The 15,621-nt window shown below is 70.1% G+C and carries 15 protein-coding genes (1 of these 15 cut by a window edge); 5 read left to right on the top strand and 10 right to left on the bottom strand.

Annotated elements, in window-relative coordinates:
* A protein-coding gene (locus tag F0P95_RS03950) for a benzoate/H(+) symporter BenE family transporter (protein WP_182335766.1) crosses the window boundary here: on the top strand, positions 1-629 show its 3' portion. The gene continues 550 nt to the left of window position 1, outside the view; 629 of the gene's 1,179 nt are visible here — the last part of the coding sequence; the start codon falls outside the window, past its left edge; the stop codon is at positions 627-629.
* Between the two features lie 42 nt (positions 630-671).
* On the opposite strand, the gene F0P95_RS03945 is transcribed toward F0P95_RS03950, so the two are convergent.
* The 4 genes from F0P95_RS03945 to F0P95_RS03930 form a co-directional block, all read right to left on the bottom strand.
* Positions 672-2,831, bottom strand: coding sequence for a lytic murein transglycosylase (locus F0P95_RS03945; RefSeq protein WP_182335765.1), 2,160 nt, complete (start codon positions 2,829-2,831; stop codon positions 672-674).
* A gap of 73 nt (positions 2,832-2,904) precedes the next feature.
* Entirely contained in the window at positions 2,905-3,879 is a 975-nt protein-coding gene (gene egtD, locus F0P95_RS03940; protein WP_182335764.1) for an L-histidine N(alpha)-methyltransferase, read from the bottom strand.
* Positions 3,879-5,156, bottom strand: coding sequence for an ergothioneine biosynthesis protein EgtB (gene egtB / locus F0P95_RS03935; RefSeq protein ID WP_425515926.1), 1,278 nt, complete (start codon positions 5,154-5,156; stop codon positions 3,879-3,881). The genes egtD and egtB overlap by 1 nt, the downstream gene beginning before the upstream one ends.
* 79 nt (positions 5,157-5,235) lie before the next feature.
* Positions 5,236-5,631 (bottom strand): YchJ family protein, encoded by a 396-nt coding sequence (locus tag F0P95_RS03930; RefSeq protein WP_182335763.1) that lies wholly within the window; start codon positions 5,629-5,631, stop codon positions 5,236-5,238.
* A gap of 80 nt (positions 5,632-5,711) precedes the next feature.
* Here F0P95_RS03930 and F0P95_RS03925 point away from each other — a divergent pair, with 80 nt between their 5' ends.
* From F0P95_RS03925 to F0P95_RS03910, 4 genes are all read left to right on the top strand, one after another.
* The gene (locus F0P95_RS03925) at positions 5,712-6,488 is read left to right on the top strand and encodes a sulfite exporter TauE/SafE family protein (RefSeq protein ID WP_182335762.1); all 777 of its coding nucleotides are present in this window, start codon (positions 5,712-5,714) and stop codon (positions 6,486-6,488) included.
* 99 nt (positions 6,489-6,587) lie between these two features.
* Positions 6,588-7,331: an SDR family NAD(P)-dependent oxidoreductase gene (locus F0P95_RS03920; protein WP_182335761.1), complete on the top strand. Its 744-nt coding sequence runs from the start codon at positions 6,588-6,590 to the stop codon at positions 7,329-7,331.
* A 155-nt stretch (positions 7,332-7,486) separates the two neighbouring features.
* Entirely contained in the window at positions 7,487-10,357 is a 2,871-nt protein-coding gene (locus F0P95_RS03915; protein WP_182335760.1) for a TonB-dependent receptor, read from the top strand.
* Between the two features lie 98 nt (positions 10,358-10,455).
* Positions 10,456-10,680, top strand: coding sequence for a hypothetical protein (locus F0P95_RS03910; protein WP_182335759.1), 225 nt, complete (start codon positions 10,456-10,458; stop codon positions 10,678-10,680).
* Here the strand turns inward: F0P95_RS03910 and F0P95_RS03905 are convergent.
* From F0P95_RS03905 to F0P95_RS03880, 6 genes are all read right to left on the bottom strand, one after another.
* Complete coding sequence (locus tag F0P95_RS03905) at positions 10,677-11,621, bottom strand: IS481 family transposase (RefSeq protein ID WP_182335758.1); 945 nt, start codon at positions 11,619-11,621, stop codon at positions 10,677-10,679. The genes F0P95_RS03910 and F0P95_RS03905 overlap by 4 nt on opposite strands.
* Before the next feature lie 84 nt (positions 11,622-11,705).
* On the bottom strand, positions 11,706-12,083 hold the full coding sequence (locus F0P95_RS03900; RefSeq protein WP_182335757.1) for an MAPEG family protein: 378 nt from the start codon (positions 12,081-12,083) through the stop codon (positions 11,706-11,708).
* Positions 12,084-12,152: 69 nt separating this feature from the next.
* Entirely contained in the window at positions 12,153-12,752 is a 600-nt protein-coding gene (folE, locus tag F0P95_RS03895; RefSeq protein WP_182336744.1) for a GTP cyclohydrolase I FolE, read from the bottom strand.
* Positions 12,753-12,881: 129 nt separating this feature from the next.
* Positions 12,882-13,520, bottom strand: coding sequence for an RpiB/LacA/LacB family sugar-phosphate isomerase (locus F0P95_RS03890; RefSeq protein WP_182335756.1), 639 nt, complete (start codon positions 13,518-13,520; stop codon positions 12,882-12,884).
* A 69-nt stretch (positions 13,521-13,589) separates the two neighbouring features.
* Positions 13,590-14,345: a 2-dehydro-3-deoxy-D-gluconate 5-dehydrogenase KduD gene (gene kduD / locus F0P95_RS03885; RefSeq protein WP_054661305.1), complete on the bottom strand. Its 756-nt coding sequence runs from the start codon at positions 14,343-14,345 to the stop codon at positions 13,590-13,592.
* Between the two features lie 203 nt (positions 14,346-14,548).
* A complete protein-coding gene (locus tag F0P95_RS03880; RefSeq protein WP_104940059.1) occupies positions 14,549-15,607 on the bottom strand; it encodes a LacI family DNA-binding transcriptional regulator in 1,059 nt (352 codons plus the stop codon).
* Positions 15,608-15,621: the final 14 nt, after the last annotated feature.

Raw genomic sequence — 15,621 nt, 5'->3', positions numbered from 1 at the left:
GCGTGGCCATCGCCGGCAGCCAGGGGCTGATGCACATGGACCAGGTGCAGCTGCAGCTGGCACGACCACTGTTCACCCTGCCGACGCTGTCGTGGGCGGCGGTGTTCGGCATCGCGTTGCCGCTGTTCATCGTCACCATGGCCTCGCAGAACGTCCCCGGCGTGGCGGTATTGAAGGCCTCCGGCTACGACGCGCCGATCTCGCCGGTGGTGGGCTGGATCGGCGTGGCCAATACGCTGCTGGCGCCATTCGGCGGGTATGCGCTGAACCTGGCGGCGATCACCGCGGCGATCTGCATGGGCCGCGACGTACACGAGGACCGGGCACGGCGTTATCCGGCGGCGGTGAGCGCGGGCGTGTTCTATATCGTGATCGGGCTGTTCGGGGCGACGGTGGCGGCGGTGTTCGCCGCCTTCCCCAGGGAGCTGATCGCCACCCTGGCCGGCATTGCGCTGCTGGGCACAATCGGCAACAGCCTGGCGGTGGCGCTGAAGGACGAGGGCGAGCGCGAACCGGCGCTGGTGACGTTCCTGGTGACCGCCTCGGGGCTGTCGATGGCCGGGATCGGGTCGGCGTTCTGGGGGCTGGTGGCGGGCGCGGTGACGTTGCTGGCGCTGCGCCGGCGATAGCGGTTGCGCGCTGGCCACCGCCAGTGCCGGCGCATGCCGGCATTACAACGGCCGGACCTCGAATACCTGCTTGAGGACGTGGCTGCCGCCCGGCGCCAGTTCGATCAGGTCCGGGCCGACGTTGCCGGCTTCGACGCACACGTAGTTGCGCCAGCCGGCGCCGATGTCGTCCATCTTCGCGGCGGCCGCTTCGCCGGCATTCCAGACGACGGCGGAACGGCTGCCTTGGGTGGTGATGTCGATGCTGCGGCCGAAGCCCGGGTCGCGCAGCACGTAGTGGCCGCGCGCCTGGGTGTAGATGCGGTCGCTGCGGCCGGGATCGCGCGGGTCGCGCAGGTTCCAGTCGCCCTGCTGGACATGGGCGTTGCCAGCGTCGAGCTTGTCCAGGTAGGTCAGGCCATCCAGGCCGGCGACGTCGACCTTGAGCGCATCGCTGACGTTGAAGTAGTTGTGCAGCGCCTGGGTGAAGACCGCCGGCTGGCTGCCGGTGTTCTCGGTGATGAGCTCCTGCTCCAGGGTGCGGCCGATGCGCAGCTTCATGGTCAGGCGCAGCGACAGGCCCTCCAGCACGGGCGGTGCCAGGGTCAGGAGCATGCTGCCATCGGCCTCGCGGCGGGCATCGCGCAGCTCCCAGGGCACGGTGCGCACGAAGCCGTGCGACGGGACGTCGCTGCCCTGGCCCTGCCTGGCGAAATACGGCCAGCACACCGGGCTGCCGCCACGGATCGGCGTCGGCGCTGGCTTCGCCGCGGGCGAGAGCCACATCACCTCGCGGCCGCCGTTGGGCACGAACGACAGCAACTGGCCGCCGAACACGCTGATCGCCGCGGTGGAGAACGGCGTCTCCACCTTCCAGGCGGTGAAGCCATTGAAATCGCCTGTGTCCAGGCCCTGCACATCCTTCATCGGAACCTTGCTCCGTACGATCGCTGAGTGGACGAACCGCGGATGGTCGGCGGGCAGCCGGAACACGGTGGGCGTCGCCGGCCGGGCGTCGCGCAACGCGTGCAGGATGCGGCTGCCGGCGCGGCCGTCGGCATTCTGCCAGCCCAACCGCTGCTGTTCGATGCGGATCGCACGACGGGTGGCGTCGCCGACCATGCCATCGGCGCTACCGATGTCGTGGCCGCGCGCGAGCAGCAGGGACTGCAGTTCGCGGCGCTCACCACGGCCCAGGCCGGGATCGTCGGTGGGCCATGCCGCGACCAGTCCATTGCCACCGCGCAGGCGGTCGGCCAGGGTGGCGATGGCCAGCGCGTAGCTCTCGGCCGCGTTGTAGGAATAGATCGCGTCGTAGTTGCGGAACGCCAGCAACGCCGGCCCCGTGCTGCCCGCCGGCAGCAGCAGCGCGGCGGGGCTGTCGTCGGCCAGCGCCGCGGCCTGCAGTGCGCCCCCATCGGCCCCGGTGATGCCCAGCGCGCGCCACGCCGCCAGCGGCCTGCGCTTGCCGCGCCCGGCCACGCTGGTGTCGAACCCGGCGGGAATGCGTACTTCCACGCCCCACGGCTGGCCGCTGCGCCACCCCGACTGCTTGAGGTAGTTGGCGGTGGAGGCCAGCGCATCGGGGATGCTGCCGACCAGGTCGCGGCGGCCATCGCCATCGCCGTCGACCGCGATGCGCGCGTAGGTGGACGGCATGAACTGGGTCTGGCCGAAGGCCCCGGCCCAGGAGCCGGTGAGGCCGTCGGCGACCAGGTCGCCGCGATCGATCAGCCGGAGCAGCGCCAGCAGTTCGCTGCGGAAGAACGCCTGGCGGCGCCCGTTGCAGGACAGGGTCGCCAGTGACTGCAGCAGCGGGCGCCGGCCGGCGATGCGGCCGTAGTCGCTTTCCACGCCCCATACCGCGACCACGGTGGCCGGATCGACCCCGTACCCGCTGGCGATCCGCTCCAGCAGTGCGCGATGGGTGTCGAGCATGGCGCGGCCATCGGCCACGCGCTGCGCATCCACAAGCGCGGCGAGGTAGTCCCAGATCGGCGTGGTGAATTCGGGCTGGGCATCGAGCATGGGCAACACGCCCAGGTCCGGGACGACCTCGGCGAACAGCGCGTCGAAGCGTTCGGCGGGCATGCCCTGGGCCAGGGCCGCATCGCGCACGCCGGCACCGCAACGACCGAAATCGGCAAGGGCGGCATGCGCCTGGGGCGCGGTGGCGAGCGTGCCGGCCAGGGCCAGCGCCGGCAATCTCCGCAACGACTTCATGCAACGGCTCCCTGCTTCGCGCCATCCTGGAACGCAGCCCGATGATAAGAGGCGCGGCGCCCGCCGTGCGAACTCAATCCGGCCGCAGCAGGCGCAGGCCGAACATGCGCGCGGGCGCATCCCAGGCGGCCGCCACCCGCAGGCCGGCCGCGGCCGCCATCGCGGCGAACTGCGCGTCGTCGTACTTGTGGCTGTATTCCACGTGCATGGCCTCGCCGTGTTCGAAGGCGAACGCATGCCCGGCCACGTGCACCACCTGCGCGCGGCGGCTCACCAGCGAGGTCTCGATGCGCCGCCAGGGCACCACGTAGCGGGCACGATGGGCGAAGCTGGAAAGATCGAAGTCGCTGCCGATCTCGCGGTTCAGCCGCGCCAGCAGGTTGAGGGTGAAGTCGGCAGTGACCCCGGCCGCATCGTTGTAGGCGGCCTCGATCAGCGCCGGATCCTTGTCCAGGTCGATGCCGATCAGCGCCAGCCCCTCCTCGCCCATCGCCTGGCGCATGCCGCGCAGGATCGCCACCGCCGCGGCCTCGGTGAAGTTGCCCAGGGTCGAACCCGGGAAGAACAGCAGCGTGCACCGCGCCGCGCGCCGTGGCGGCGGCAGCGCCGGCAACGCGGTGAAGTCGGCGCAGACCGGGAGCATCTCGACCGCGGGGAAATCCACCGCCAGCGCGCGGATGCTGTCCAGCAGCGCGGTGCGCGAGATCTCCACCGGGGTATAGGCCACCACGTCGTCCAGGCCCTGCAGCAGCAGCCGGGTCTTGCGGCCGCTGCCGCTGCCGTATTCCACCACCCGCACCTGCGGCCCCGCATGCGCGGCGATCTCCGGCAGCGCCCGCGGCAACAGTTCGAGCTCGGCACGGGTGAGGTAGTACTCCGGTTGCCGGGTGATGCGCTCGAACAGCGCCGAGCCACGTGCGTCGTAGAAGTACTTGGACGGCAACGCACGCGGCCGCGCCGACAGCCCGGCGAGCACGTCGGCGGTGATGGTGGCACGGTCGGGACGGTGGTCGACCAACCCCTCCAGCAACGGATCGGCGTTGCCCATCAAAGCGCCCTGGCCAGGCGCAGGCCGGCGAACTGCCAGCGCGCCGAGGGCGGAAAGAAATTGCGGTAGCTGGCGCGCACGTGCCCGCCCGGCGTCGCGCAACTGCCGCCGCGCAGTACGAACTGGCCACACATGAACTTGCCGTTGTATTCACCGGCACTGCCCGGCAGCGGGCGGAAGCCGGGATAACCGGTGTACGCGCTGCCGGTCCATTCCCAGACATCGCCGAACAGCTGCCGTGGCACGCCCGGCGCCGTGGCCGCGGTGGCGGCCGGGTGCAGCAGGCCGGCGTCGGCGAAGTTGCCGGCCACCGGCCTTGCCGCGGCCGCCGCTTCCCATTCGAACTCGCTGGGCAGGCGCGCACCGGCCCAGCGCGCGCAGGCATCGGCCTCGAACCAGCTCAGATGGCACACCGGCGCATCCGGATCCAGCGCGCGCCAGCCGCCCAGGGTGTATTCGCGTTCCAGCGCCGGGTCCCAGTACAGCGGACGGCACCATTGCCCTGCCTGCAGCTGCGCCCAGCCATCGCTCATCCACAGCAGGGGATCGCGATATCCGCCGTCGTCGATGAAGGCGCGGTACTCGGCGTTGCTCAGCGGACGGTCGGCCAGCGCGTGCGCCGGAACCAGCACGCGGTGCCGGGGCGACTCGTTGTCGTAGGCAAAGCGCGCATGCGCCGGCCAGGCCGGCGCGCCGATCTCGACGATGCGTTCGGGGCTTTCGATCCACACCGCGTCGGCACGGGCAGGCAGCGCGGGCGGCGTGGGCAGGTCGTCGCGGTAGGCCGGCTGCAGCGGGTTGCTCCACAGCGCGTGCTTGATGTCGGTCAGCAGCAGCTCCTGGTGCTGCTGCTCGTGCTGCAGGCCCAGCAGCAGCAGGCGTTGGGCTTCCTCGTCCAGGCTGCCGGCGCGCAGGCCCTGGCCGATGCGCTCGTCGACCTGGGCGCTGTACGCCAGCACCTGGGCCAGTGCCGGTCGCGACAGCAGCCCGCGTTGCGCGCGCGCATGCGCCGGGCCCACGCTCTGGTAGTAGCTGTTGAACAGCACCTGCCAGTGCGGCTGCAGCGGCCGGTAGCCGGGTAGCCGGCCAAGCACGAACTGCTCGAAGAACCAGGTGGTATGGGCCAGGTGCCACTTGGCCGGGCTGGCGTCGGCCATGCTCTGCACCATGGCGTCCTCGGCCGACAGCGGCGCTGCCAGCGCCAGGCTGGCCTGGCGCACGGCGCGGTAACGCTCGGCCAGCGTGGGCGGCGTTGTCGCAGCGCTGGACGCCTTCAGCAATGCGGCACTGGAAATCTGCATGTCCCCGAGCTTAGCCATGCCCGGTTAGCGCGGCGTCATCGGCGCCGGGCGCTGTTCAGGCAAGCGCGTCCAGGTAGTACCAGCGGCCGTCCTGACGCACGAAGCGGCTGTGTTCCTGCATGCGCACGGCACTGCCGCCGCCGATGCGGTAGCGGGCGACGAACTCCACCTCGGCGGTATCGGTGCCGGTGACCCGGTGGCGCTTCACGTCCAGGCCGAGCCACTGCGTGCGCTGGCCCGGCGCATCGTCCAGCGACAGCGCCTGCGGCCGCGTATCGGGATGCCAGGTGGCAAGCAGGTAGTCGCTGTTTCCGGTGACGTAGGCGCTGTAGCGCGAACGCATCAGCGCCTCGGCGTCGGGGGCGGCCTCGCCGGCATGCCAGCGCGCGCAGCAGCGGCCGTGGGGGCGGCCGGAGCCGCAGGGACAAGGGGAGGTCGAGGTGATCGGCATGCGCGTATTTTCCCTCCCCGCTACCGCCGCGGCCAGCCGGCACCGGCGTATGCTGTCGCGCCCCCCGTTCAGGTCCGACCATGCTGGAACTCCTGCCCACCGAGTTGCCCTGGCTGCTGGCCATCGCCTTCATCGCCGGGCTGGTGGACGCCGCGGTCGGCGGCGGCGGGCTGATCCAGCTGCCGGGCCTGTTCACGGTACTGCCGCAGCACACGCCGGCCGCACTGCTGGGCACCAACAAGTTCAGCTCGGTGTTCGGCACCGGTGCGGCGACCTGGCGCTACGCGCGCTCGGTGCGGTTCCCGTGGCGGCCGGTGCTGCTGGCCGCGGCGACCGCGTTCGTGTTCGCCTTCCTCGGCGCCACCGCGGTCAGCCTGCTGGCCAAGGACGCGGTGCGTCCGCTGGTGCTGGCCCTGTTGATCGTGATGCTCGGCTACACGCTGGCGAAGAAGGATTTCGGCGCCCTGCACCGGCCGCGCGAGGTCGGCCGCCGCGAACTGGGCATCGCGCTGCTGATGGGCGCGGTGATCGGCTTCTACGACGGCTTCTTCGGCCCCGGCACCGGCAGCTTCCTGATCTTCCTGTTCATCCGCTTCTTCGGCCTGGATTTCCTGCGCGCTTCGGCCGCCTCCAAGGTGGTCAACCTGGCCACCAACGTGGCCGCGCTGTCGTTCTTCGTGCCCAGCGGCAACGTGCTGCTGGCCTTCGCGGTGCCGATGGCGGCGGCCAACGTCGCCGGGTCGGTGACCGGCACCCGGCTGGCCCTGCGCGGCGGCACGCCGCTGATCCGCAAACTGTTCCTGCTGCTGGTGGTGGTGCTGATCGCGCGCATGGCGTGGGACACGTTCGCTGGCTGAACGCAGCAGGACGGATTGATCGGACACAACGCCGCTACCACGCGCGGATGTGGATGATGGGGCGATGGCGGCCCTCCCCAGCCGCCCTGGAGACCCACCATGCAACTGGATTTTTCCGGCAAGGTCGCGCTGGTCACCGGCGCCGCCTCGGGTATCGGCGAGGCCGTCGCCCGGCAACTGGCCGCCGGCGGCGCGCAGGTCGTCGTCGCCGACCTCCACCGCGACGCCGCCGAACAGGTGGCCTCGAGCATCGGCGCCCAGGCCCGCGCACGCCAGCTCGACGTCAGCGACGCCGACGCGGTACGGCAGCTGGTGGACGCCACGGTGGCCGAGTACGGCGGGCTGCACCTGGCGGTCAACAACGCCGGCATCGGCGGCGCCAGCCGGGACACCGCCGACTACCCGCTGGAGGAATGGCACCGCGTGCTCGGGGTGAACCTGCACGGGGTGTTCTATTCGATGAAGTACGAGATCGCCGCGATGCTGGCCGGCGGCGGCGGTGCCATCGTCAACATGGCCTCGATCCTCGGCAGCAACGGCTGGGCCGGGTCCACCGCCTACGTCGCGGCCAAGCATGCGCTGGTCGGCATGACCAAGACCGCGGCGCTGGAGTATTCGGCGCGCGGGCTGCGCATCAACGCGGTCGGCCCCGGGTTCATCGACACGCCGCTGCTGGCCGGCATGGACCGCGCGGCCTACGACGGCCTGGTCGCGCTGCACCCGGCCGGACGCCTGGGCAAGGCCGCCGAGGTGGCGGCGCTGACCTGCTTCCTGCTTTCCGCGCAGGCGTCCTTCATCACCGGCAGCTACCACCTGGTCGACGGCGGCTTCTCGGCACGCTGAAGCGCGACGGCCGGCGGTGGCGGCGCGGGCCCGGCGGCTGCCGTCCGTCGGCCCGCCCGCGTCTTCACTTGTCCGCTCCTAACGAATTGCTTACATATCGCCCACGCCCGTCATGGTGGCGGGCGAGGTAGTCCGGCAATCCAAGGAGCTTCCCGATGACGTCGTTATCGTTGCATCCGCACCGCCTGACCAGAGCCATACAGCTTTCCCTGTTGTGCCTGTTGCCTGCCGTCGCCACCGCACAGGAATCCACCACCGCCCGCACCCTGGACACGGTCCAGGTCACCGGCACCCGCATCAAGAAGGCCGAACTGGAAACCCAGGTACCGGTGCAGGTGCTCACCCGCGAGACCATCGACCGCACCGGCTACACCTCGGTGGCGGACGTGGTGCAGCACCTCACCGCCAGCGGCGCCTCGCTGAGCACCAAGCTCAACTCCAGCGGCAACTTCGGCTTCCCGCCCGACGGCGGCGGCGTCGGTGCCGGTGCGGCGACGGTGGACCTGCGCCACCTGGGGCCCAAGCGCGTGCTGGTGCTGGTGGACGGCATCCGCTGGGTCAACGAATCCTCCGGCTCGGGCGTAGGCGCGTCGGTGGACCTGAACACCATCCCGCTGGCGCTGGTCGAGCGCATCGAGGTGCTGGAGGACGGCGCCTCGTCGATCTACGGCTCCGATGCCATTGCCGGCGTGGTCAACATCATCACCCGGAAGAACGTGGAAGGTGGCCGCGTCGAGGTCCAGTACGGCGACTACAACCTCAAGGGCGGCGGCACCACCGGCGTGGACTTCAGCTTCGGCCGCAGCGGCGACCGCGCGCAGTGGGTGGTCGGCGCCTCGTACTTCAAGCAGAAGGAAATCTCCTCGGCCGAGTACCAGTGGGCACGCGAGCCGGTACCGGGCACCGGGCTGGCCAACGGCAGCTCGGCCACGCCGCAGGGCCGGCTGGTGTTCGCCGACCCGGGCGGCAATACCTACAGCATCACCTCCAACACGGGCGTCACCAACCCGCGCTTCGATCCCACCCAGACCGGGTGCGTGCGCACCGACGACTACCACTGCTTCGCGACGCCGGACCGCTTCAACTTCGCGCCGTACAACCTGCTGCTGACCCCGAACGAGCGCAAATCGGTGTTCGGCCAGGTGCGTTTCGACTTCACCCCCGCGGTCAGCGGCTGGTTCCGCGGCCTGTACAGCGAGCGCACGTCGGCCAACCAGGCGGCGCCGGAGCCGATCTTCCTGGGCACCGATGCCGGCGTGTACAACGCATGGGCCGAAACCCGGCTGGTGATTCCCGCCAACCAGCGCTACAACCCGTTCGGCTTCGACCTGACCACCATCGGCCCGGACGCCAACCTGTTCCTGATCGGGCGCCGCCCGGTCGAAGGCGGGCCGCGCCGCTACGAGCAGGACGTGAAGACCTGGTACGCCGCCGGTGGACTGGACGGCAGCTTCGAGGTCAACAGCCGGCCGTGGAGCTGGGACATCAACGCCATGTCCAGCCAGAGCAAGGCCACCCAGACCAACACCGGCAGCTACAACGTCAAGCACATCAACCAGGCGCTGGGCGACCCGGCGGCGTGCGCGGCCATCTCCGGCTGCGTGCCGCTGAACATCTTCGGCGGCCCCGGCACCATCACCGCGGACATGCTGGCGTGGATCTCGCCGGTGGTGCGCGACCGCAGCAAAAACACCCTGAGCCAGGCCTCGGCCAACATCACCGGCGAACTGGCCGACCTGTGGGCCGGGCCGCTGTCCTTCGCCGCCGGCGCCGAGTGGCGCCGCTACAAGGGCGAGTACTACCCCGACCCGATCACCGTGGCCGGCGAGTACAACGGCGTGCCGTCGGGCATCACCATCGGCAGCTATTCGGTGAAGGAAGCCTATGCCGAGTTCGACGTGCCGCTGGCGCGCGGCGGCTTCTGGGGCAAGAGCGTGGACCTGAGCGTGGCCGGCCGGTATTCGGACTACTCCACCTTCGGCGGCACCGGCACCGGCAAGATCGGGCTGCGCTGGCAGCCGGCCGATGAACTGCTGCTGCGCATGTCCTTCGCGCAGGGCTTCCGCGCACCGTCCATCGGCGAGCTGTACGGCACGCTGAGCCGCTTCGACGCCACCCTGGTGGACCCGTGCAACAACGCCGCCTCCACCACCCCCAAGTGCGTGGCCGATGGCGTGCCGCCGGGTTATGAGCAGGTCAACCCGCAGATCTCGGTGGTCACCTCCGGCAACCGCGACCTGCAGCCGGAGAAGAGCCGTTCGTTCATGGCCGGCGCGGTGTGGAGCCCGGGCTGGGCCGAGGGCAGCGGCTGGGCCAGCAAGCTGGACCTGGGCGTGACCTTCTACCGCCACACCATCGACGGCGCGATCCAGGCGCCGGATGCGCAGGCGATCCTCAACCGCTGCATCGACAGCCGCGACGCGGTGGCCTGCGCCAGCTACACCCGCAACGAACGCGGGCAGATCGTCCGCTTCGAGGACATCCTCGCCAACCTGGGCACGATCAACACCAGCGGCTGGGACTTCAGCGCGCACTGGCTGCTGCCGGAAACCGGCTGGGGCCAGCTGGGCCTGGACTGGAAGGCGACCTGGGTCACCCGCTACGAGCTGGTCAACGAATCCGGCCAGGCCGAGCCCAGGCGCCCCGGCGTGGAAGTCAACGACAGCTCGATTCCGGAATGGACCTCGAACCTGACCGCCAACTGGGACTACCGCAACTGGAACGCGAGCTGGTCGCTGCGCTACGTCGACCGCCTGCGCGAGAGCTGCGCCGGCGCCAACGGCTTCCCGATCTGCACCGACAGCGCGGCAGACCTGCACTGGCTTGGCGCCACCACCCTGCACGACGCGCAGGTGAGCTGGCGCACCAACGCGTGGATGAAAGGGCTGAAGATCACCGTGGGCGTCAACAACGTGTTCGACAAGAACCCGCCGATCTGCCTGAGCTGCACGCTCAACGGCTACGACCCGGGTACGTACGACCTGCCCGGCCGCTACAGCTACGCCCGGCTCAGCCTGGATTTCTGAGCCGCCACCCCGGCAACGACGACAAGACGACAAAGGGAGCCGCCAGGCTCCCTTTGTCTTTTACGGCCCCGCTCCGCGACGGCCGCCGCTTACCGGCCGTGCTGGTGCGCTGGGTCCAGTTGAGCCAGGCGATGCGCGGTGGCGTCATGGATGTCCAGCAGGTCGGCGCGGATTTCCCGGAGACCGGCGAGCAGCAGCACGGCCAGTACCGGCGCAGCACCCCTGATGGTTTCATCGCGCCGCTCCGCTCATCGATGCGCCCATCCTGGAATGGCGGGCAATGCCGCACCACTTCGGCCCGCCGGCAGGCTGCCCTGCCCTAGCTGTGTAAACCCAGTACGTTGTTCAGCGGGATTCGGGAGATGGGCGGCTTGTAGCCTAGGCTGGCGTGGAGCCGGTGCCAGTTGTAGTGGTGCAGCCAGTCATGGAGGGCGCCGGCCCGCTGCACGGAGTTGTCGTAGGCGCGGGCATAGGCCCACTCGCGCAGGCTGGTCTGCACCAGGCGCTCGGCCTTGCCGTTGGTGCGCGGGGTGTAGGGGCGCGTGCGCAGGTGGCGCAGGCCGAGGCGACGGACCAGGCGCTGGAAGCGGCGCGACCTGTAGCACGTGCCGTTGTCGGTCAACACCCGCTCGAAGCGCACGCCCAGGCTGCGGTAGTAACGCACCGTGCGGATCAGAGCCTTGCAGGCACTGGTTCCGCGCTCGTCCGGTGCGATGGAGGCGAAGGCCACGCGCGAGTGGTCGTCGATGGCCAGGTGGACGTATTCCCAGCCGATGCCCCGGTGCCGGCGCGAGCGGTCGCCGGTCACACGGTGGCCCGGGGAACCGATCCGCCCCAGCTTCTTGATGTCCAGATGCAGCAGTTGGCCGGGCCGGGCGTACTCGTAGCGGTTCTCCGGCAGCGCCGGTTCCAGTTCGGCCAGGCGATGCAGCCCGGCACGGCGCAGTAACCGGGCGATGGTGCTGGGCGCCACGGGCAGTCGCTGGGCGATCTGGCGATAGGTCCGGCGCGAGCGACGCTGCTCCAGCACCTGCGCCACGATGGCCGGCGGCGTGGCATGGGGGCAGGTCTGCGGCCGGGAGCTGCGGTCAACCAGACCCGTAGGGCCTTCCTCCCGGTATCGCTTGAGCCACTTGTAGGCCGTGCGCACGCTCACGCCGGCCGCGTGGGCGGCCTCTTCGATGCGCAGGCCCTGCACGAGGATGCGCTCCACAAGCAGGGCTCGACCGCGAGGCGTCAAACGGGCATGTTTATGCAGGTTCATCCGGGGCTCCTGGGGGCTGGGTTGGTGTCGTAACCCCCATCTTCCAGCGATGCCCCGGATGAACAACCTACTGAGAGATCACACCTAGCGCAGCAGCGCGCCGGCCAGCCCCATCAGCACCAGCACCATCACCGGCAGCATCGACAATGCGAAGCCCAGCGCGCGGCTCGACGGTGCGCTCACGTAGGCGCGCCAGTAGATGAAGCGGCCGACCAGGTACACCGCGCCGATGCCGGCGACCCAGGCGGACGGCCAGAAGCGCGCGGCGACGAACAGCGCCGGCAGCAGCGCGACCATCAGCTCCAGGGTGTTCATCTGCACCCGGTAGACGCGCTCGAAACCCTCGTGGCCGCTGACCGCCGGCGCCTTCACGCCGTAGCGGCCGCGCGCACGCCCGACCATCGCACCGAAGAACAGGTACTGGGCCACTGCCAGCAATGCCACCAACTCAACGTAATGCATGGTTGCTCCGGGATGTTCGCGGGAATGCGGGGCGCGGGCTCCGCGCCTGCCGGTCGCCCGGCACGCGGCTCAGCGGCGCGCGTGGCCCACTTCGATGAAGCGCAGGAACTCGGCGCGGGTGCGGGCGTCGTCGTGGAAGCTGCCACGCATGCGCGAGGTGACCATGCTGACGCCGCGCTTGTGGATGCCGCGGGTGGTCATGCACTCGTGCGAGCCTTCCACCACCACGCCCACGCCCAGCGGCTGCAGCACGTCCTGGATGACGTCGGCGATCTGCGCGGTCATCTTCTCCTGCACCTGGAAGCGGCGCGCATAGGCCTCGACCACGCGCGCCAGCTTGGAGATGCCGACCACGCGGCCGTTGGGCACGTAGCCCACGTGCACGCGGCCGATGATCGGCGCCATGTGGTGCTCGCAGTGGCTTTCGTACTCGATGTCGCGCAGCACGATCATCTCGTCGTAGCCGGCCACTTCCTCGAAGGTCCGCGCCAGGTACTCGCGCGGGTCGTCCTGGTAGCCCTTGAACCAGTCGCCATAGGCCTCGGCCACCCGCCGCGGGGTGTCCAGCAGGCCCTCGCGGGCGGGGTCTTCGCCGGCCCAGCGCAGCAGGGTGCGCACGGCCTCCTCGGCCTGGGCCTGGGTGACGGACGGGTTCTTGGAGTCGGCCATGGGTGACGGCGCCTGGATTGCGGGGGTGGACATGCTACCAGCCGGGTGTCGCCGGGGCATCGCCGGCAGCGGCCGGAAACGACGAAGGCGCCCGCAGGCGCCCTCGTCCACGGCTTGGATGCGCTGGCCTTACTGGCCCAGCACGCCCTTCACGTAGGCCACGATCTCCGCGTCCTGCGCATTGTCGAAGAACGCCTGCTGGAAGCGCGCGCCGCCCACGGCCTGCTTCACCAGCGCCGGGTCGATCGACTTCAGGCCGGCGATGAAGTCCTTCGAGGCGCCCTGCTTCACCTGCGCCAGGATGCCGGCGTTGGTCATCTGCGACTCCCTGCGCTCGGCCGGGTAGCCCTGGCCGCGCTCGCCGGCGAAGGCCTTCTCGAAGATGTAGCGGATGTTGATCTCCGCGCCCCAGCCGTAGCCCTTGGCGAACGGCAGCGACAGCGCGTTGCCGTTGTTGACCTGGGCAAACAGGAACGCATCGGTCGGCTCGATGCAGTAGCCGCAATACACGCCCGGCCAGGCGTTGAGCGACATCAGCGCGCCCTGCCCGGTACCGCAGCCGGCGACCACGAAGTCCACGGCCCTGGCGTTGAGCAGCAGCGCGGCGCAGATGCCCAGGTGGATATAGGTCAGGCGGTGGTCGTTGTCGCCATCCATGCCGACGTTGAACACCTGGTGGCCCTGCGCGGCGGCCACGGTCTCGAGCTGTTCCAGCACCACCGGGTTCTTGGCGGCCTGGCTGAACTCCTGCATCAAGGCGATCTTCATTGCGTGACTCTCTGTTCGATGGGGAAATGCGTGGCGCCCGGCCGTGGCCGCGCGCCGGGGAATGCCGGATCAGCGCGCCAGCCAGCCGCCGTCGACCGGGATGACCGCGCCATTGACGTAGTCCGAGGCGCTGGAGGCCAGGAACACGGCGGTGCCGCCGAGGTCTTCCGGCCTGCCCCAGCGGCCGGCCGGGATGCGGTCCAGGATCGCCTTGCTGCGGTCCTCGTCGGCGCGCAGCTGCGCGGTGTTGTCGGTGGCCATGTAGCCCGGGGCGATGGCGTTGATGTTCAGCCCCTGCTGCGCCCATTCGTTGGCCAGCAGCCGGGTGATGCCGGCGATGCCGCTCTTGGACGCGGTGTAGGACGGCACCCGGATGCCGCCCTGGAAGGACAGCATCGAGGCGATGTTGATGATCTTGCCGCGGCCCTGGGCGATGAAATGCCTGCCGGCGGCCTGGCACATGAAGAACGCCGACTTGATGTTGACGTTCATCACGTCGTCCCAGTCCTTTTCGCTGAACTCCACCGCGTCGGCGCGGCGGATCAGGCCGGCGTTGTTGACCAGGATGTCCAGCCCGCCCAGGCCCTCGACGGCTTCGCGCACTACCCGCTCGACCGGCTCGATGCTGCCCAGGTTGGCCTCGATGTTGACGAAGCGGCGGCCCAGCGCACGCACCTTGGCCGCGGTCTCCTCGGCCGGCACGATGCCGGCGCCGGCGATGTCGGCCCCGGCGGCGGCCAGGGCCAGCGCGATGCCCTGGCCCAGGCCGGTATTGGCACCGGTTACCAGCGCGATCTTGCCTTCGAGGCTGAATGGATTCGTCATGGTGTTCCTCTCCCTGAGCGGTGGTACGGGGGTGGGTTGCGGTGCCGCGCCTTGCCCGGCGGGCGATGCCGCGCGGCGCGGGCGCCTGGCGGTCCTGGTCGGCCCCGCCGGATGCGATGCGGGGCCATCATAGCCAATTGGGTAACCGGTGTCATTCTGCGCCGCGGAATACTGGCTTTCCTTTCCGGAACAATGGCTTGGGATCAATCCAGGGGGGGCTGGCAGGAATCGCGCACGATCAGGTGCGGGCGCACGCTGGCGATCTGCAGCGCGGCCTGGCCCTCGGGCTGGATCAGCATCGCCGCGGCGGTGCGGCCGGTATCGCGGGTATTGCGCCGCACCGAGGTCAGCGACGGCCACAGCCGCGAGGCCAGCGGGCTGTCGTCGTAGCCGACCACCGACAGTTCGCGCGGGATGTTGATGCCGGCGCGCATGGCGACCTTGTAGACGCCGGCGGCCATCTCGTCGTTGCCGGTGAAGATCGCGGTCGGGCGCTGCTTGCCGAGCAGCAGCTTCTCGGCCGCGGCCACGCCCGATTCGAAGGTGTAGCCGGCCTCGATGATGCGCGCCGGCGGCAGTTCGATGCCACGCCGCTGCAGCGCGTCGATGAAGCCGGCGGTGCGCTCGTGCGCCGAGCGGTAGGCCGACGGGCCGGTGATCAGGGCGATGTCGCGGTGGCCGAGCGAAAGCAGGTAGTCGGCGGCCTCGGCGGCGCCGTCGCGGTCATGGGTGATGACCATCTGCGAGGTGTCGTCCAGCGGCAGCGAGGCGATGCGGGTGTAGCGGCAGCCGATCTCCTCCAGCATGTCGGCCAGCGCCTGGTCCTCGGATGCGCGCGGCACCAGGATCACCCCGTGCAGCTTCTGCTGCTGCACGAAGCGCTTCACGCCCTCGATGTAGCCGGGGCTGCGGGTGTCGCAGGGATGCACCACCAGCTCGAAGCTGGAGCCGCGCAGCGCGTCGAGCGCGCCGTACTGCATGTCCACCACGTATTGCGCGGTGGGGTTGTCGTAGACCATGCCGATCAGGAACGAACGCCGGAACGCCAGCCCGCGGGCCAGCGGATCGGGCGCGTAGCCGACCTCGCGCATCAGCGCCTCGACCTTCTCGCGGGTGTCTTTGCGCACCAGCGGCGAGTTGTTGATGATCCGCGACACCGTCTTTTTGGACACGCCGGACAGGCGCGCGATGTCGTTGATGGTCGCGGCCCTGCCCAGCGGCCGGGTCGTGGCGTCGGAATCGGCCTTCTTGCGCAATGACATGTCCTTGCAAACCA

The sequence above is a fragment of the Stenotrophomonas acidaminiphila genome (assembly GCF_014109845.1).
Classification (GTDB): Bacteria; Pseudomonadota; Gammaproteobacteria; order Xanthomonadales; family Xanthomonadaceae; genus Stenotrophomonas; species Stenotrophomonas acidaminiphila.
This window is presented reverse-complemented; position numbering and strand designations above follow the sequence as displayed.